Source organism: Amazonocrinis nigriterrae CENA67 (genome assembly GCF_016056305.1).
Taxonomy (GTDB): Bacteria; Cyanobacteriota; Cyanobacteriia; order Cyanobacteriales; family Nostocaceae; genus Amazonocrinis; species Amazonocrinis nigriterrae.
Genome location: NZ_JAECZC010000042.1, coordinates 26,949 through 46,000 on the forward strand (window position 1 = coordinate 26,949; position 19,052 = coordinate 46,000).

The window sequence follows — 19,052 nt, forward strand, 5'->3', positions numbered from 1 at the left end:
CCTCTGTGTTCCTTTAGGCATTGGGATATGTCAATTTTGAGATATTTGTTTTAGGCGTTAACTGATATAGCTGGGGACTGGCGACTGGCGACTGGGGATTGGGTAAAAAGTCTTTGTCTTGAAAAGTTCAGATAGGGCATTAGCTGCCACTTCGGCTTTTCGCTTTGTGTCTAGGTTTTATCATCTGTTGATGTCCTAATACCATTTCCAAAAATATTTGCAACATATAAATTGCCTGTAGAGACGTTTCATCGGTAAATTGCCTGTGGAGACGTTCCACCGGAACGTCTCTACCATGTTTTTGTATCAGAGATTTCGTGAAATGGTGTAACACTACTGGCAACGGCTATATCAGTAATTTATAAGTTATTTCTATTTCAGCCATCCATTCGTATCACGTCTCATAGGGTCAATTAAGCTTACACCATGAGAGAAACCTGAGAGAAAAAATGAATGGCTGGTAGTGGGTGACGAGGGATTTGAACCCGCAACCAATAGATTAAGAGTCTACTGCTCTACCGTTGAGCTAGTCACCCGTGATGGAAATCATATTAGCAAATTTCTCAGGGATTGACTAGTTTTGTTGCATGGCATGAGTTATAGTGCAATTGTTCTAGGGAATTGGACAATGAAGGTAGTTTGACCCACTGCACTTTCTACATGAATTGAGCCTCCTAAATGCTTGACCATTTTTTGCACTAATGCCATTTCCAATCCTGTACCGCTATATTTCCAGGGGTCGTTTTTGGAAAGGTGATAGAACGGCTCAAAAATCCGTGACAAATCATTAGCGGGAATTTCTAATCCAGAATTGCTGATACTCAGTTGCACTATGTCTGCTGTCAACTCAGCAGAGACTGTGATTGATTCGCCTGGGGGGGTATATTTGCAAGTATGGTTCAACAATTCAGTGACAATCCTCTCTAAATCGGTGATATCTGTCTCTAAAGGTGGTAGTGCAGTGTCAATTGTCAGCTTTAACTGCTGTCGCTGGCAACTTGTAATTTCCCGAAAAGGCTCGACAATGGGGGGAAGCCAGGTTTGTAAATCGATCGCAATTAAAGTCGGGGGTTCGGGTTCGGTTTCTAAATATGTGAGTGTGAGTAGATCGTTAATTAACTTGCTTTCTCGTCCACATTCGTTATGCAAAATCTGCAATAGTTGCGGTACTATTTCAATATTTAATACTCCTTCTGTGGTCAGCACACTTTCGAGTGTTTGAGCCGCTAGGCTGATGCTAGTTATGGGTGTCCGCAGTTCTTGAGAGAGGGTTCTGAGAAATTCGTTTTTGAGGCGTTCTTGTTTTTCTAGTTCTTGTAGCTGTGTCTGAGTTGCTTGATAAAGCCTTGCTTGGCGAATGGCGATCGCACATTCATTTGCCAACTGCTGCACTAGTTCGATTTCAAATTGCTCGAACATCTCTTGTGTGGATCTCACAAGCCAAAGATTTCCCAGAATTCCTTGATCGTCAAAGATCGGACAAGCTAGCTGTGTGACAACAATTAACTTGGGATGCCATCCAGAAACAATTTCCACAGATTGCCGATATTCTTTTGCCAATAGTGGCCGATAAACTTCCATAAAGTCTGCAATCTGTCTGGTAAATCCTTTGTTTGGGGGTAAGGTAGTTGTTGCGTACTTGTAGGTGACAGTGGTGCTGGTGCGATAGGGGTTATATAGCTCGATATAGCAAGACTCAAGTTTCAGTAACCTTGCCAATTCTTCAATGGCTGTTTGCAACACCTGAGCTTCATTTTGATTGTCGCGGATTTGTTCGGTAATACATCGTACCAGGGCTTGAAAGTTCCGCACCTGCTCTAACTGTATTTGATGCTGCTGTGTCTGCGATTCTAACTGTGTTTGCAGATGCTGTATCTGCTGATGCAGTTCTTGTTGCTGCACAGCAATACCGATTTGAGTTGCTAGTTGTTTGATTAGATCAATTTCTATTTGCTGCCATTGATGGGGTTCATGACAATACTGAGCAATGAAAAGCCCCCACAAGTCTTGCTGTAACAAAATTGGCAATACTAGATTGGCTCTCACTTGTAAAGAGGCGAGGAAATCTATTTGTTGTGGATGTAACCCTGCTGCATAAATATCTTCAATAATTTGAATACAACCCCGCCCATAGGGTTCTTTATATTTATCACTGAAGCTGGGATCTCGAAAGTTTTTGCCTAAAAGCGCACTACCAGCGCTAACTGTTGATTCGGCAACGATTGTGCCACTACCATCAGGCTGGAACTGATAAATCAGTATGCGATCGCAGTCTAAACACTGCCTGATTTCTTTAACTGTCTGATCCAGAATTGTTTCTAAATCTAGACATTCACGAATTCGTTGCGCGATCGCTTCTAACAGTTGCTGCCCTCGGGCTTGAATTTCCCTGGCTTGTGCTACTTGTTTCGCTGGGGTAATGTTGCTACTAGTGCCAATTAATCGGTAAATCCTAGAATTAGCATCCCGCAGGGGCGTGAGAGTGGTACTCCACCAAGTAGGTACTCCCTGGAATTGCAAGCATTGTTCGTAGGAAATAGTTTTGCCAAATAGCACACAATCAGCGTAATGTTGACGCACTCTAACAGCATCAACTGGTGAAAGAATGTCCTCTGGTTTTTTGCCCTTTAAATCTTCTGAGCGAATGCCTAACCATCGCTCATGAGTCGGATTGAGTGCCACATACCGAAAATCCCCATCCTCCAAAACATCCACCACAAATATAGATGCTTGCACAGAATCATACATGCTCAGCAGAAACTGTTCACTGCCACTGTTTTCATCTAATTCTGTCCCGAAGAGAATATGAGGATGTGATTTTTGTTTCAACTCTACAGTAGATTCCGTTGGATTTATATTCATGCGAGAGTCCCTATTTGCTGTTACCGACTCTTATAGGCGCTTTTTGTTGTGAATTTCCGTGTATAAAATTAATAAGAGCGCCTATAGCAAAGCATTGAATCTTTGCTGATAAATATTTGTACCTTTGTCTACTTTTTATCAGAAATGTAAGCAAATTAATAGCACTAAATATAACAAATCCTGCTTTTTGAGTATGAGAATACATTTGCAGAACGGTGCGATTTTGATGACATTTATTATTAATAATTTTCTAAAATTGTTGCATATTTTTAACTAAACTTCCGTTATAGATTAAACAAATGTTACATTTTTTAATAAAGTTGCGATTCCATAATAAGACTGACGCAACGCCACATGATGTAGCGACAATTGATAAATTGCCGCTACGTGACGATAAGCGTTTCCGCTATTGTTTGCGTCACTCGTGGATAACAGAAAATAGCAGTTAATAGTAAGACATTTTTCCCCAGAAATTGTAGTAAGTCAATAAATGGTTAATAGGCAGTTAATAAATATTTAGTTTGCTTGTTTGGAGTCTGGAAAGGCAACGAGAAGCGTAAAAGCCTCAACCCTAATGTGCGAAATAAAATCTAAAATCCGTCTTGAAAAGTTTACTCAACGGGGGGAACCCCCGCACGCAACGCCAGTTGCTTCAAGCCGGGAAACCCGTCCAACGCACTGGCTCAACTTTTCGCAAAATCCAAAATCGTATCACCTAAGTAATTTGTAGGCATTGACACCTGTTAGCATAGCAACCACAAGCCAAGTAACAGCTAATCCTACGACTTCGCCTAAGAACAAGTGCGTCAAGCGGTGTAAAATGATGCCCACAGTAGAACCTAGAGGTATTGCTACAGACCAACTTGCCGAACTCACAACTATCCATAGCCAGGAGGAGACTGGCTGTTGAATTGCCAACGATTGTGCAACCCCAATTCCCAAGCCGCCTATTGCTCCATAGATAGCGCCAAAGAGTAGTCTGGAGGCAAGAGATTGATTAGTAGGTATCATCCAACCAACTGCGCCTACTCCTATAGCAGTGATTACAGCCCAAGCCATCACAGTTAACAAAATCCATTTGACAGAAAAGACGGTTTGTCTGAAAATTAAGCTCTGGGGTAGTGCGATCGCTAATCCGCCAAGAGTTGCTTGTGTCACTCCAACATCTGGCTTTTCACCAACTTCAATTAACAACAAACTCACCAGAAAACCGCCAAAAGTAGCTGCAATCCACAGCAATATAAATTTTAATTGGGTTTTAGTTGGCGATCGCATCAAACTTTGTTCGGTGGTAATGGTCTTGTGGCTTTTTGGGCAAACATCTCTAAAAAAGCCCTGCGTCGTTGTCGGGGTGATTCTGGTGTGATGTAACCCCACAAACTCTCCCAGTAAAAGAAGGATATACCAACAAAAGAGCGATCGCGCACTATCTCCACTTGTTCTCTAATTTGGGTCATTTCTACAGGATTTTGTACTGTTCCCGTTGAAATACCAATACCTACAGGAATTTGAGTACGAGCAAATTTTACCGCTGGTTGTTCCAGATTGGCAATAAAACTGCTGCGATCATTTCGATACACCTGTACAATTAATTCATCTACCAAACCTTTTTTTACCCAACTATCCCAGTCTTGCAAGTAGTATTTATAAGCAAAAGCATGTGAATTTGGAGACAGAGATATTTTAGCATCAGGTTTAACTTCTTTCACAGCTTGATAAATTTCTGCCATAAAATCAGTAATTTTGTTTGCTCGCCAACGCATCCATTCCGAGTTAAATGGATTATTTGGGGGACTATTGTCCTGATGTTCTTGGCGATATAAGTCAACAGTAAAGGCATCATAGCCAAACTGTACTGGCATTCCAAAGTGGTCATCAAATTGGATTCCATCTACATCATAATTGCTAACAACTTCCAAAATTAACTTGAGGATAAACTTTTGCACCTCTGGATGCAACGGATTTAACCAAGCTTGTTTATGTATTAAGCCATTATCGACTTCTTCCGGTGGAGTTTCTTTAATAGAATTGACACCTTGTTGTCCCTTAGTTAACCAATCAGGATAACGCCTGACTATTTCTGAATTAATTGGTGTCATAAAACCGTATTCAAACCAAGGAATAACACTCAAACCTTTAGGTTTAGCCAAATACACAAGCTTTGCTAAAACATCCTGTCCACTATGTATTAAATTAACAATAGGTTGAGTCTGGGAACCAGTAACAACTTGGGCGACATTACTCTTATAAAAAGTGTGTCCTCGGTTCCAAACTACAGGATAAATAGTATTGAAATTAAGTGCGGATAGTTGATTGACAGCGCGTTCAATTCCCCAAGGTACAAAGAATACGCCACTAGCAACATTAGTTAGCCAAACACCACGAATTTCGGTTATAGTTTGTGGGCTTGTTTGTTGTTCCAAGTTGGAAAGTGAAGGAACTGAAAATGCTGTTAAGCATAATATTAAGTCCAAGCACAGCAAGTAAATCAAGCTACTTCTAGTCAACCAATTCATTTGTGGGTTTGACTGAGTTTTCGACGAATACTTATCCCTACAAAATAAAATAGTATTTATCCGGATCTTGTAATGATATCATAACTTGTCACACACAAAGATTGTTATATATGCAGCCTATGTAATTTGTCAAAAATAATACGAATTTAAAAAAAATACAACAGATACCTTGTAGGGGCGTACAGCTGTACGCCCCGGAGAGTCAATTCCAACCGTTAACAGTCATTAGTCATCATTTCTATTCAAAATTAAAATCTTTCCACTCCTTCAAACTGCTTATCAGTTGCCTTATTTGCTGCTTCACCACAAGTCCGTGGTGTGGGAAATATTTTCTCAGGATTTGCTAAACCTTTGGGATTAAATACTTGTCGTACCCATTGCATAGTTTCTAAATCAGTAGCACTAAACATCTCTGGCATATAACACTTTTTCTCTTGACCAATGCCATGTTCACCAGAAATACTACCACCGACTTTCACACAAAGTTTGAGAATTTTGGAACCTAATTCTTCAACTTGTTCTAACGCTCCAGGGATAGATCTATCATAAAGAATCAGCGGATGAAGATTGCCATCACCAGCATGAAATACATTGGCAATACGATAACCATATTGTTCACTTAACATCCTAATTTCATGCAGAACATATGGTAACTGAGTCCGGGGAATCACACCATCTTGTACATAATAATCTGGACTTAAATGTCCAGCAGCAGCAAAAGCAGCTTTACGCCCTTTCCATAATTTCAGTCTAGTTTCTAGGTCAGTGGCAGAAGTGACACTACGCGCATTATTCTTGTGACAAATTTCGGTAATCCGTTGTTTATTTCCTGCAACTTCCACTTCCAAACCATCAATTTCTATCAGCAAAATTGCAGTAGCATCGCGGGGATAACAATTAGTTGCAACAACATCTTCAACAGCATTGATGCTGAAGTTATCCATCATTTCCATACCACCGGGAATAATGCCCGCGCTGATAATATCAGAAACAGTTGCCCCAGCATCTTCAATGCTAGTAAAATCTGCTAACAGTACACAAATCGATTCTGCACTTTTGAGAATTCGCAAAGTAATTTCTGTAGCAATACCTAAAGTGCCTTCGGAACCGACAAATATACCCGTTAAATCATAGCCTGGCATTTCTGGAATTTGTCCGCCTAAATCGACAATTTCGCCTTCAGCAGTGACAATTTTTAATCCCAAAACATGGTTAGTAGTGACACCATATTTGAGGCAATGTACTCCACCAGAATTTTCGGCAACATTGCCCCCAATAGAGCAGATAATTTGGCTAGAAGGGTCAGGCGCGTAGTAAAAACCAGCACCGCTAACAGTTTGTGTCACCCAACTATTAATAACGCCTGGCTGTACCACAATGCGCTGATTATCCAAATCAACATTCAGGATTTGTCGCATTAAGGAAGTCACAATTAAAACAGAATCTTCCACAGGCAAAGCACCACCAGATAAACCAGTCCCAGAACCCCGTGCTAAAAAAGGAACAGAGTATTTGTTACATATCTTCACCACCTCAGCCACTTGTTCTGTGGTTCTGGGTAACACCACCAAAGCCGGACGTTGGCGATAGCTAGTTAAACCATCACATTCATAAGTAATCAGTTCCTCGCGGCGTTGCACTACCCCATTTTTACCAAGTACAGCCTCTAACGCTTTGATGACGGGTTTCCAGTTACGTTGTTGTTTATCTTGGGTAAGCATAAAGTTTTAGGTAGATGATTAGAGATTTATCAAAGTGGCAATAACTTCTTCAGATAAATTTAAAGCTATTATTGTGATACCAGATAAACCGGGATACTTATCAATATAATCTGCTTGATTACGATATTCTCGCAATCGTTTTAAGTTCCTGGCAATTAATTGATATTGTGCGTCAGGATTAAGCTTAAATTGCTCCCAGACATATGCGTGAGTATCACTGGAAGGTGTACAGTTGCTCAAGGGTTGCAATATCGGTTTGGCTGATGCTAACGGCTGCGTCTGTCATGGCTGCGTAATATGGCTGTAATTACCATTGTTGCAAGAATACCAGGTTAAAGGATGGATGAGAGGCGATCGCTTTTATCTTCTGCATTCAGTCTGGAATATATTCCCAAGGAGAATATTGCCGTTCTAGAAAACGTTCGGGATTAAATTGTTGAGGATTAGGATATAAGTAATTAGCCGAACTTGATATGATGAATGAATTCTGCGTTGTGTACTTCATTTACTTGCAAACTGCTGTATCCAGCAGAACAAGCTTCTTCAACAAAGATTTAACTAACTCCTACAAGACAAGATCAGAATTGTTTGCAAATTATTTCATAGACACGAGCCAGAAAGCATGTTTATCTGCATCTTGTGAATTAGGTGTATTAAATGAAGTAGCAGGGTAAAAAAATGAAAGTTGGAGATATCCTCAAGTTTCATTTAATTATGCTTGAAAATCTAATGGCAAAATTACTGTGAATGTAGTGCCAACCCCAACTTGACTGCTGACATTAATTTCACCATGATGTGCTACAACGCACCTTTTAACAATTACTAATCCTAGCCCAGTTCCCTGAATTGATTGCACATTTGAGGCTCGATAAAACGACTCAAAAAGTCGAGTTTGGTCTGCTTCAGGTATGCCAATACCTTGGTCTTGAATCCGAAAAATAGCTACCCCTGCAATTCGGTCACAAGTTAAATCAAACCAAATTGTACTACCAATGGCAGAATACTTAACTGCGTTGGAAAGTAGATTTATGAAGATATAATGTAACAGCCGTTCATCCATCACAGCATTTGTATTATCACTATGACAAGTAAAAATGATTTGATGAGCGGTGTTTGTGACAGCAGAAAATTCTGCAATTAGCTCTCTACATAAATTTTCAATATTCAGTGGTGCAGGTTCGCATACAACTTTTTCTGCCTCAGACCTGCCCATGAATAGTACATCTTCCATGAGTTGTTTCATGGATTGAACAGCTTTTTTAATTCGTTTTAAGTATGTCTGTTTTTTGGCTTCTGTTAAGTTATCTCCTTGAATTTCAATCAATTCTACTGCTGTTTGAATCACAGTTAAAGGATTACGAAATTCGTGAGAAACAGTTGAGATAAATAAGGATTTTAGATGGTTGAGTTCTCGCTCTTTATTTAATGCTTGCTCTAAAAATTCTGTTTGTCGTCGTTCACTGAGATCCCAGAAAACAACTACAACACCACTTATTTGGTTAGATGGTCGCATTATGGGTGAAGCACTATCACCAATGGGTACTCTTTGACCATTTTTGGTAATTAAAGATGTATATTCCCCTAAATAAACAACCTCTTGTTCCCGCAAGACTTTTTTTACTGGATTTTCTAGTGTAGTTTCTGTAACTTCATCGACAATACGAAAAATATTTGACACGTCATGTCCGAGGGCTTCTGTTTGTTCCCAGCCAGTCAGCGCCTCGGCTGCGGGATTCATGAATGTCACCATTCCTTGTTCATCTGTGGCTATTACAGCATCGCTCATTGAGTTTAACAAAGTTGCTAGGCGATCGCGATTCTCCCGCAGGTCACGTTCTAATTGATGTTTTAACAAACCGATCTCGATAGCGATACGTAAATCTTGTAATGTAAATGGTTTGACGACATAACCAAAAGGTTGAGTAATTTTCGCTCGTTGTAAAGTATGCTGATCTCCATAAGCAGTGAGAAAAATCACCGGAATATCTAATTGTTCACGAATAAAACCGGCGGCTGTAATCCCATCCATTTCTCCTTTGAGGATGATATCCATCAAAACTAATTCTGGTTTCGTCTCTGATGCCTTGGCAATGGCAACTTTCCCAGAAGAAGCCGTACCCGTAACTATGTACCCTAGTTGATTGAGTTGGCTAGCAATAGTTCTAGCCACTATCACTTCATCTTCAACGACTAAAATTCTCACTTGGTACATTTGATAATTTACTGCTACAAACAAATTCGTGGAAATTGAATTTTAAATACCGTTCCCTGATTACTTTCTAAAGTAATAGAGCCTTCGAGTTGTTCTGTGACTAAATCATAAACTAACGAAAGACCCAAAGAATCAGTATTACTCAAATCTAAATTATCTGGGAAACCAACGCCATCATCTTGAATAATCATTTCAATACTATTGCCAAGATTACGTAAATTAATCATAATTTGACCTGTTTGTTGTTGAGGGAAAGCATGTTTGAGAGCATTAGAAATTAATTCGTTGATGATTAGCCCACAGGCAATAGCTTGGTCAACATTTAAGTGAACTATATCTATATTGGTTTCTAGACCAATTTGCCCAGCTACTATCTGATAAGAAATAAGTAAGCTGGTTGCCAGATTTTCGATATAGTCAGCAACATCAAGATGTCCAATATTAGGTGAAGTATATAAATTTTTGTGAATCAGAGAGATGGAATCAATGCGATTTTGGCTGTCTCGGAAAACTCTGATGACTTCTGGGTCTTTGAGTGTTTGCGACTGGAGTTGTAAAAGACTTGAGACAATTTGTAAGTTATTTTTAACTCGATGATGAATTTCCTTTAAGAGAACTTCTTTTTCCGCCAAGGCACTTCTTAAGTTAATTTCAGCTTTTTGCCGCTCCACTAGTTCATTTTGAGCTTGTTGAAATATAGTAGATTGTTGAATTGCGATCGCAATTTGCACGGTAAGTTGATCAAGTAAATCCAATTGATTTTCTTGCCATTCGCGGAAACTAGAGCATTGGTGGGCGACGAGTAAACCCCAAAGCCAAGAGGCAGGATTATCTCCACCTACTTGTAGTAGAATAGGTACGACTAAATTTGCTTTCACTTGAAACTGTTCGAGCAGCTGAAGATGGCAATCGCTGAGTCCAGCTTCGTAAATATTTGCGATCGCTCGTTTACGCCCTTGATAATACTCTACGCCTCCCCCTGTCTGAAAACAGGTATCTTCAATCTCTACACCTAAAGAAACTGTCCAACCAGGCTGCACTGATTCCGCTACAACTTTACCGCTCATATCGGCAGCAAACTGATAAACTATAACTCGATCAACTTTCAACAAATCTTGCACTTCTTTAACTGTGGCATTGAGAATATCTTTGAGATTCAAAGATTGACGAATTCGCAAAGCAACAGCTCGCATCAATTGCTCTCGTTCAGCCTGAGCCTTGAGAGTAAGTTCAATTTGCTTGCGTTCTGTGATATCCTGCCCAATACCTATGATTTGACCATTGGGAAGGTTAACATTTGTCCAAGAAGTATCTATGACATTACCAGAGCGCACCTGAGTTTTAAAATCAGCCCAAGTGCGTTTTGCAGACTGAATAAAATTGATTACATACTGTCGATATTCAGGATCAGGATATAACACAGAAAGAGCATCTACTGTTTCAAAATCTTTGATTTGCCAACCAAGAACATCTTCCCATTCTTGGTTCACCCAATGCAACTTACCTTCAGCATCAATCAGTGCAATCATTAAAGGTAGACGAGCGAAAATATTCTGAAGAAATTCATTCTTTTCTTGGAGTTTTACTTCTGTATTTTTGCGCTCAGTGATGTCAGATAATACAGTTAATAACGCCGATTCTCCATTAAAAGTTAAATATTGAAGTGAAGTCATCGCCCAGAAAGAAGTTCCATCTGCCCTTTTGAGTGGAAGTTCATAATTTTGCAGCGAACCATGTTGGTCAAGAGCTTCCAAAAGTGCCTGTAATTCTTTGGGATCGTGGTATAAATCTGAAACTAGACAATTACTAAAATGATCTGGAGAAAAACGAAATGTTTGAATAAATTCAATGTTAGCGTACAAAATTAATCCATCAGACAAGCGAGAAATCACTAACGGAATAGGAATTGCTTCTGAAACTGTTCTAAATCTAGTTTCACTTTCATGTAGAGTTTGTTCTATTTGTTTGTTTTCTGTTATATCTCTGATATCAACCAATCGAGCATCATAACCAGCATAGTCTATTACCTGTGTAAAAAGTTCAACATCAATTACCTGTCCATTTTTGCGAATATGCTGCCATCGTCCAGAGAAGTTTAATTCATCTTGATTGTTCGCTAAATAATTCAGCAGTATTGGTACATCTTGTGGGGGGCAAATATCAGTAATTCGCATCTGCAAAAACTCTTCACGAGAGTAGCCGTATTGAATAATAGCAGCTTCATTGACATCTACAAATTGCAGAGTCTTCTGATCATAAATCCACATGAGATGAGGATGATTCTTAAAAAAAATATTTCTATTGATAGAATTATTTTCAATATTTTTGCGTCGATATAACTCCAAATACCTCATTACTTGTCGTGCTAGTTTTTCTAGAATTGCTTGCTCTTTTAAGCTGAAATTCCGAGGAACAAAATCAATTACAGAAAGACTACCTAATGGGAAACCACTTGAGGTAATCAAGGGAACTCCCGCGTAGAAGCGAAAATCAAGTTCTGAGTTCACAAAGAAATTTTGAGCAAACCGTTCATCTTGTAAAGTGTCCGGTACAATTAATATTTCACTTTGTAAAATAGTATGAGTACTAAAAGACTCGCTGCGAGGCACTTCTGGTGCAGTTAATCCCACTTTCGATTTGAACCATTCTCGCTCAGCATCGACTAAGCCAATTACAGCAATAGGTGTCTCACAAATATCTGCTGCTAGTTGAGTTAGTTCGTCCAAAGTTTCTTCAGGTGGTGTATCTAAAATTTGATATTGTTCAAGTACTTCTAGCCGCCGCTTTTCATTTTCAGGTAACAACATTACTGATTTTTGACAAAAATATTTTAATTTGGTTGATTTAGGTAAAATATCTAATTACCAAGAGCCTATTTATAAATAAATATGGTGCGTTATAGCAACGCTTAACGCACCCTAAAATTTAAGATTTACTTTATAAATCATCTTTAACGCTCGTATCCATTTTGTTAAACACTAATAATTTATATAGTAGCGTTTAAATGTCAATGCAGAAAATTTGTTACCATTTAAATTAGTTCTTGTTGTGCATTAAAAGTGGTTTAAGAGAAAAAAAATACTCTTCTACCAGCACTTTTAACAGACTATGGTCGCTTTTTGCAATACGTAAAAGGGACTGGGCACATGGAGGAAACTACGCAGACTTTGCTTAAATATTTTTCATATATGTTTGCAGTGGCATAAACTCGGCTATCAGTCAAAAGTCAGGGTCAAATTGAGGCGATCGCATTAAACACTTACAAACTATCAGGTAAAATTATTTACAATCTTGACTTCTAAACCGAAAACTAACTGCAAAGAAGAGCCTGTGCGCTGGCTTCCCCATGTCCCATGCCCAAAAACTATGCCCACAAGGGGCATAGTTTTTCATCTTGGTCGCCCCAAGGTAGTGATGTAGAGAACAGCTTCATCAGTAGGAATCCCTAAAACTTCATTTACTTGGTCATCAAAGAAACCACCAATACCGCTGACACCCAAATTCAGATGGATTGCGGCTAAATTCAGCCTTTGTCCCAAATGTCCAGCATCCATGTGTAAGTAACGGTAAACGCGATCGCCATACTGGGAAATAGCTGATTTGAGGTCGGCTGTATGGAAAAGAACTGCTGCTGCATCCCGCCCTAATTCCTGTCCCAAGCAGAGGAAGTGTAACTCTCGGCGGAAGTTTTTAAACCGAATTTGTCTTAATTCCTGTGCTTTGGGTGCATAATAATAACAGCCTGCCTCCAAGTCTTTGACGCCAGAAACAGCAATAAATGTTTCTATAAGATTGAGATCAAAGTAGTCTGGTGAACTATCTAAATTTTGGTCAATATAATTTTGCGGTTGATAAGTAAAATCGAGTAAAGCTTTAAGTTCATCGAAAGTTAAATCTTCACCAGTGTAGGCACGGGTAGAACGTCGTTTGTGCAGAGTGATTTCTAAGTCTGTCAGTTGTTCTCCCCAAAAAATGGGTGTGGTGGAGGTGGGAATTTTCAGACAGAAAGGGAAATTATATTTATCTTCCAATGACTTTTCTTGTTTGACCATTGGTAGATTGAGTTTACCGATTATACCTGTTGGTAGCTGGGTGTGTTGATGAAAATATCTCAGCAGTTCACCATCAGGAATCTGTGGGTAACTAGTTTCAGTAGCAGACGGTAAAGCTGTACATCCTGTGGGCAAATTTTGTTTAATATCTAATAAGTCTGCCAGCGGTAGAACTGCGATCGCTCCTTCCTGTTGCGGATCGATATAAAGCAGATCGTTGATGGCTTCATCAACAAAACCGCCAATCAAGTGCGGACGGTAGTCGGTAATAGCAGCAGCTAACTCGATATTACCCAATAAGTGCCCCGTATCTAAAAAAATCCGGCGGTAAGCCCTATCTTCATACCGCCACGCCGAACGATAGAAAACCGCGGTAATAATAATTGCTAATTGCGTACTTTCCAGGGCGGGATGCCAGAAACAAGCTGACTGCAAAGACTGCCAAACATCACTTTCCCAAAAATGCATCAGTGAATGAGTTCGACACTGGTAATTATACAATCCAGGTGGCAATAACGGCGTACCACGGGAAACCACATACACTTCAGCGGGATACAAACCACCTGCACTTGGTGCAGCGCGTAAATACACCGCACTACCCATAGAAGGCATTCTTGCTGTTAGTCCATAGCTGCGGAACAGTAGTCGTGATAGTCTTTGCCACCATTGAGCATCTACATTGTTAACAAATGTTTCTGGTATCTCTTGGATATAAGGTTTGAGATCAAAAGAAGAGCCTATTTTGTACTCTTTAAACGGCACTGGCTGCTTAGTCCAGTCTAACCTATTACCTTTTGAAGCAAGGGTCTCAGGGTGATATTTAGTACGTTCGTGGTAGTGCTGTGCAATGGATTGGTGTATTTCTGGCATAATAATTTAAATTAGCTGAGGGCGTGCTTTTTTTCTGATCTTGGCATTCATCAGTCTTTTTGTTTCGTCTTAGTTAATACAATTGTGTAATTTCTAAAATACTACTTGGTAATTCGCAAAATCCCAAGTTAGTAAGTAGCCATCATCACTGCGTACACTAGGACGAATGAAAAACTCCATCCACAAGGGGATGGAGTTTTTGGGCATTGGGAATCGGCATAGGGCATGGGGAAGAAGCTACTAATGCCCACTTGGCCCAAGCGACGGGGCGACTATCCCTCTCCACCCATAAGAGGATGGAGTTTCCCGTTGCTTTCAATAAATGGTGCGATCGCTGCTACAAATTCAGCAGTTGATTCATATGGCAAAACATTCCGACCCAACAATTTAATCCCACGACCTTGGGGTAAATAGGCAAGGTAATCAGCTAAGCGTTCATCAGGTGTTTCTTTTTTACCTTCTTCACTAATACTTGATGCTGTTTGTCCCACAACAACCAATGTGGGCTGTTTGATAGAGGCGATATCACTACCATAATCCTGTCGCCAAAACCCAGCTAAAAAAGAAAACACTGCATAGCGGTTGGCAATATTTTCTGCACCTTTTACCAAAGTATTTAACCACTCAGCATCAACAGTATCTTCTGAAGCAAAAAGTTGGCGAGTTGAGAAAGACTGCAAAAATTTGGGTGTACGTGCATAGTGATAAAAAGCATTACCAAAAGGTGAATCTAACAGATTCCAAATCACTTTTTGTTGCCATTCTGGTGATTTTTTAGTGATTACAGCCCAAGCTGGAGGCCCGGCTAGTATCAGTCCGGCAATTAAATTTGCGTCTTGCTTGACTAACTCTATGGCAACTGGTAATAAAGCACCTTGTACTACTATAATCACAGGTTTTTGCACTACTTTTTGTAAAAAATAGTGCAACTGCTTTGCCCAATCTTTGGGACTATAAGCTACATGAGGCATATCACTTTCACCGCACCCCAGCAAATCAGGATTATAAATCCTATTCCGATGACCTGTGTTATACCATTGGCTGCAAAAGCGTCGCCAAAATTGCCGCGACAATCCTACACCAATCGGATGAATTAAAAGTAGAGGAATGCCCTCTGGTGTAAAATTAGCGGGTTGATATATTTCGTAAGCACAGCGGTAATTATGCCAAGTGTAAAACTGCGTAGGAGATGCGGAGAAAGTGATTGTGTTAGCGCCAGTAGATGGTTGCATAATTCCCAATTACCAATAATTGCTAAAAAATCATTTTTGGATGAATTAGCTGATATCCAGCTGATTTGAACTTTTGATTTGATACTTTGGCATTATATGAACGGTTGCTTTTAACAGAATTATCCCATGTCACCTTGGGTAAATTATGTTTTTCAAACAAAGTATCAAGTAATTCTTGGCTAGAAAGATGTGCATCATCCACTAGATTATAAATTCCTTGCAAATGGTGTTGCCGCACAAACTCTATAGCCCCAACAATATCATCTAAGTGAATCCAATTTGTTATATCCTTACCATCACCGGGACGGGTTCTACCAGCAGCGGCACCAAATATTTTTACCAGTTCCCTGTTAGGGCCATAAATTCCACCCAATCTTAAGATACAAACGCGGAGTTTTTCACTAGATGCTGTTAGCAAAATCTCCTCAGTTTCTTTGAGAATTTGTCCATTGGTATGAGTAGGTTCAATTGCCGTTGCTTCATCTACCCAAGCACCATTTTGATCACCATAAACTGAATAACTGCCTGTATATATAAGTTGTTTGACAGAAGTATTTTGCTGTAAAACAGAAACTAAAGTTTTAGCAGTATCTACATAGGTTTCTCGATATAAATTACCACTGCGGGCACCGACACTTAATAGCACAAGGTCTTGATTTTGCACTACAGACTTGAGCTTTTCTGGGTCATTTCCTTGGGTTACTACGACTTTTTGGGCGACTGCTTCTAGTATTGGCACACGTTCAGGAGTAGTTGTGGTAGCAGTAACTATCAAAGTCATTTTTTGCTGCCAATATTGAGCAACAGCATAACCAACGTAGCCACAACCTATGATTGCAATGTTCATGATAATTTCAACACAGAGTCTCAAGTTAATAGTACAAGAGTTTTTGACTAGTAACTTATGACTAATGGTTGAGACAATTTTAGATTTGAGATTTGAGATTTTGGATTCAAGTCAAAATCTCAAAAAAGATTTCAAAGCCACCGCGGTTTTAACTATGGGGTTATACTCAGCACTCAGCACTCAGCAACGCCACATGCTACAACGGAGGGAACCTCCGCAACGCAGTGGCTCCTCAGCACTACTGAACTTAGTATTAAATGCTGTTAACTATGAATTACACCATCAGGCATAATTGCACCAGCTAAGTTAGCACCAATCAGTTTCACCAGCAAGCGATCGCCAGAGCGAATCCGCGCTCCTGTTAAATCGGCTCCCCGCAAGTCAGCACCACTCAGATCTGCCCCAATCAAGTTAGCAGATCGCAAATTCGCTTCCCTCATATCAGCTAAAAGTAAATTGGCTCTAAACAAATTTGCTTCTGACAAATTTGCGCCCCTGAGATTAACTTTGTGCATGAAAGTATCACTCAGATCAGCACCGCTTAAGTTAGCATAACTCATGTTTCTGCCAGATAAATCTTTGTTGCTTAAATTGGCTCGACTGAAGTCTTTACCACTTAAATCAGTATTTTGCTTTGGTGGAGTAGAGGTGTTTGCAGACGGTTTTTTGTGTGGAGTTGGGGGAGAATGATATATGGTTTGACGCTTACCATTGAAAGAACGCAATTTTTCACGAGCTTCATTAATTGCTTTCAGCTTTTCCAGTGCTTTCTTTTGTAAGCGGGGATTGTCATTGGGAATGCGATCGGGATGCCATACAAAAACCAAATCTTTGTAAGCCTGGTTGACTTCCTCAAGGGTCGCCCCAGGTTCCAATTCCAAGACTCGATAATACCGCTCCAACTCGCTCATAAGGTGTTTTAGTAGACAATCAAATTAACTATGAGTAATGCAACTCTCTATAGGCTTAATCCTTGATCAAATATCCCTTTTGTTATCAAATTTTAGATAAAATACAGTTTTATATTTTTTTAGTATTTTGGACGAAGTAGGACTAACCGTTCCCTAGCAGCTACTACTATGCTTAAGTTGCTTGGTGATCAACTGACATTTGAATATTATACAAGCGTAGCGCAGTGAACTAAGTCCATCAATAACTCTTTTGTTGGCAAAAGCCAAAATACTAATGGTTCTTGATATACACCGAAATATCACCACTATGTCGGTTGACTCGTGGTTACACTCTGTGTCAGGCAGAACGTGAAGTTATGTGTAGATGTCAAAGCCACTTTTTACCCATTTCCCAAATTGATCTGGATTTTCGGCCAGAAATTGAGTTGTACTTGTACATAGAAAGCAGGTAAATAAAATTCATTTTTTTCCGTATACTCCTGTTCACCAGCCGACATCAGCGAGCCACTAGGCAAGCTAATCTCATAGACAATGAATACAGATACAGTTATTTGTCAGTTATCTACCCATAGTTTTGTCACTAAGTCAATTAAATTTTTATTTGTTCTTTGTACTTTTTACTGTTACCTTTTGACTTAATATCCCTATCTGCCCATTTCTCCATTTCTCCATCGATTCATAGCTCTCAAATATGCCGCTACTGGAATCTGATAAACTTCAATAAAAATCCAAATAATAATTGATAAATGCGATAAAAAAGTTAATATTGTCCAGATATATGGCATCCAGGTAATGGGAGCATGAGGATTTGGAGGAAAATAGTAAGCGACTACGCCAATTAAAGTAGTAGGAAAAAATACAAAAGCAATTGCAGCCAGTCCATAACCCCAGCCCAACTCCATACCTTCTAACTGGGCTTCAGTCCAATTAAAGCCATTCCAACGCCAAATCAAGGGAGGTTGCCGAGAAGGCATCTTTATTTGCTGTTGTTCTAAGTTGACGGTAAAAATTTCATGGCAGAAGTCACAAGCCATCGCCTCCATTAATGGCATATGAGAAATCTTACCTATCCGACAGACTGGGCAGGGATAAACACCCTGGTAGTTGAAAGATGTAGTTAAGATTTTAGAACTGGGCATAATAGAACTAAGTTTTGCTCAAAAGTTAATCAAGTCAATGTCTAAGTTTTCAGTATTTATCACTGGTGATTTTAATTACTCATTACACATTGCCTAAAGAATAAAATTAATATAAATTTGGTCATGTTAAGTCACAAACTATTGATTGTCTACGCCAACAAGCAATAAGGCATCATTGTCAGAGTTGTACTGAGTCTATCGCTTTTTTTTATGTTGTGCGGGTCTTGACGCCATCTACTCCTTTTGTTATTGTGACGAATAAAGGTGTACATTAAGTTTTTAGCCCAGCGCCCCACAATGTTCAGCAACAGTTACTACTTTTATTTTTGGTTTAAGGCGGTTCACCGGGAGTGAGTCAAGTTTCCGTCTGGAAACCGCCCGGTGAACCGCAGAGCCAACTCTGCGGTTTTTGTGTTTTAAGAGGAGAATTTCATCATCATGACCTATTTGACTAGCTGGTTTTATGGCTTTTACTTTTGGCCCAGAGCAAATTCCGGGTAAATAGCGTCATGCTGATGAATCACAACGCGCCCGGAACTTTAAGTCTCCGGGCTTTTTTGTTGTTCAGGTTTCTTGAGCAGGGGAGCAGGGGAGCAGGGGAGCAGGGGTGATGGGGAGATAGGGAAAAAGAACTAATACCCCATTCCCAATTCCCAATTCCCAATTCCCAATTCCCAATTCCCAATCCCC

General features: G+C 39.7%; 14 protein-coding genes and 1 tRNA gene. 1 reads left to right on the forward strand and 14 read right to left on the reverse strand.

All coding sequences use genetic code 11. The annotated features are described in order from the left end of the window. Positions 1 to 464 precede the first annotated feature (464 nt). The 12 genes from I8748_RS19675 to I8748_RS19725 form a co-directional block, all read right to left on the reverse strand. Positions 465 to 536: transfer RNA gene (locus I8748_RS19675), tRNA-Lys, on the reverse strand. 61 nt (positions 537 to 597) lie between these two features. Continuing rightward, the gene (locus tag I8748_RS19680) at positions 598 to 2,862 is read right to left on the reverse strand and encodes a PAS domain-containing sensor histidine kinase (protein ID WP_198126250.1); all 2,265 of its coding nucleotides are present in this window, start codon (positions 2,860 to 2,862) and stop codon (positions 598 to 600) included. 711 nt (positions 2,863 to 3,573) lie between these two features. After that, the gene (locus I8748_RS19685; RefSeq protein WP_198126251.1) at positions 3,574 to 4,137 is read right to left on the reverse strand and encodes a hypothetical protein; all 564 of its coding nucleotides are present in this window, start codon (positions 4,135 to 4,137) and stop codon (positions 3,574 to 3,576) included. Beyond that, positions 4,137 to 5,378: a glycoside hydrolase family 10 protein gene (locus I8748_RS19690; RefSeq protein ID WP_198126252.1), complete on the reverse strand. Its 1,242-nt coding sequence runs from the start codon at positions 5,376 to 5,378 to the stop codon at positions 4,137 to 4,139. Before I8748_RS19690 ends, I8748_RS19685 begins: the two co-directional genes overlap by 1 nt. A gap of 248 nt (positions 5,379 to 5,626) precedes the next feature. Further along, positions 5,627 to 7,099, reverse strand: a complete 1,473-nt coding sequence (glcD, locus tag I8748_RS19695; protein WP_198126253.1) for a glycolate oxidase subunit GlcD — start codon at positions 7,097 to 7,099, stop codon at positions 5,627 to 5,629. A gap of 18 nt (positions 7,100 to 7,117) precedes the next feature. After that, positions 7,118 to 7,339 carry a hypothetical protein gene (locus I8748_RS19700; RefSeq protein ID WP_214662667.1) on the reverse strand — a complete coding sequence of 74 codons (222 nt, stop codon included), beginning with the start codon at positions 7,337 to 7,339 and terminating at the stop codon, positions 7,118 to 7,120. A gap of 133 nt (positions 7,340 to 7,472) precedes the next feature. Further along, positions 7,473 to 7,604 carry a hypothetical protein gene (locus I8748_RS36085; protein ID WP_318781247.1) on the reverse strand — a complete coding sequence of 44 codons (132 nt, stop codon included), beginning with the start codon at positions 7,602 to 7,604 and terminating at the stop codon, positions 7,473 to 7,475. Between the two features lie 207 nt (positions 7,605 to 7,811). Continuing rightward, on the reverse strand, positions 7,812 to 9,311 hold the full coding sequence (locus tag I8748_RS19705; protein ID WP_198126255.1) for a hybrid sensor histidine kinase/response regulator: 1,500 nt from the start codon (positions 9,309 to 9,311) through the stop codon (positions 7,812 to 7,814). Positions 9,312 to 9,325: 14 nt separating this feature from the next. Further along, a complete protein-coding gene (locus I8748_RS19710) occupies positions 9,326 to 12,118 on the reverse strand; it encodes a PAS domain S-box protein (protein WP_198126256.1) in 2,793 nt (930 codons plus the stop codon). A 582-nt stretch (positions 12,119 to 12,700) separates the two neighbouring features. Beyond that, on the reverse strand, positions 12,701 to 14,233 hold the full coding sequence (locus tag I8748_RS19715) for a SagB/ThcOx family dehydrogenase (protein ID WP_198126257.1): 1,533 nt from the start codon (positions 14,231 to 14,233) through the stop codon (positions 12,701 to 12,703). Between the two features lie 272 nt (positions 14,234 to 14,505). Then, positions 14,506 to 15,465: an alpha/beta fold hydrolase gene (locus tag I8748_RS19720; protein ID WP_198126258.1), complete on the reverse strand. Its 960-nt coding sequence runs from the start codon at positions 15,463 to 15,465 to the stop codon at positions 14,506 to 14,508. A gap of 22 nt (positions 15,466 to 15,487) precedes the next feature. After that, positions 15,488 to 16,312, reverse strand: coding sequence for an SDR family oxidoreductase (locus tag I8748_RS19725; RefSeq protein ID WP_198126259.1), 825 nt, complete (start codon positions 16,310 to 16,312; stop codon positions 15,488 to 15,490). A 64-nt stretch (positions 16,313 to 16,376) separates the two neighbouring features. Here I8748_RS19725 and I8748_RS34675 point away from each other — a divergent pair, with 64 nt between their 5' ends. Further along, positions 16,377 to 16,604, forward strand: a complete 228-nt coding sequence (locus I8748_RS34675; protein WP_214662668.1) for a hypothetical protein — start codon at positions 16,377 to 16,379, stop codon at positions 16,602 to 16,604. Here I8748_RS34675 and I8748_RS19730 read toward each other — a convergent pair. Both I8748_RS19730 and I8748_RS19735 read right to left on the reverse strand, forming a co-directional pair. Next, positions 16,576 to 17,223: a pentapeptide repeat-containing protein gene (locus I8748_RS19730; protein WP_198126260.1), complete on the reverse strand. Its 648-nt coding sequence runs from the start codon at positions 17,221 to 17,223 to the stop codon at positions 16,576 to 16,578. The genes I8748_RS34675 and I8748_RS19730 overlap by 29 nt on opposite strands. A 644-nt stretch (positions 17,224 to 17,867) precedes the next feature. Further along, positions 17,868 to 18,362 carry a hypothetical protein gene (locus tag I8748_RS19735; RefSeq protein ID WP_096553119.1) on the reverse strand — a complete coding sequence of 165 codons (495 nt, stop codon included), beginning with the start codon at positions 18,360 to 18,362 and terminating at the stop codon, positions 17,868 to 17,870. Positions 18,363 to 19,052 lie beyond the last annotated feature (690 nt).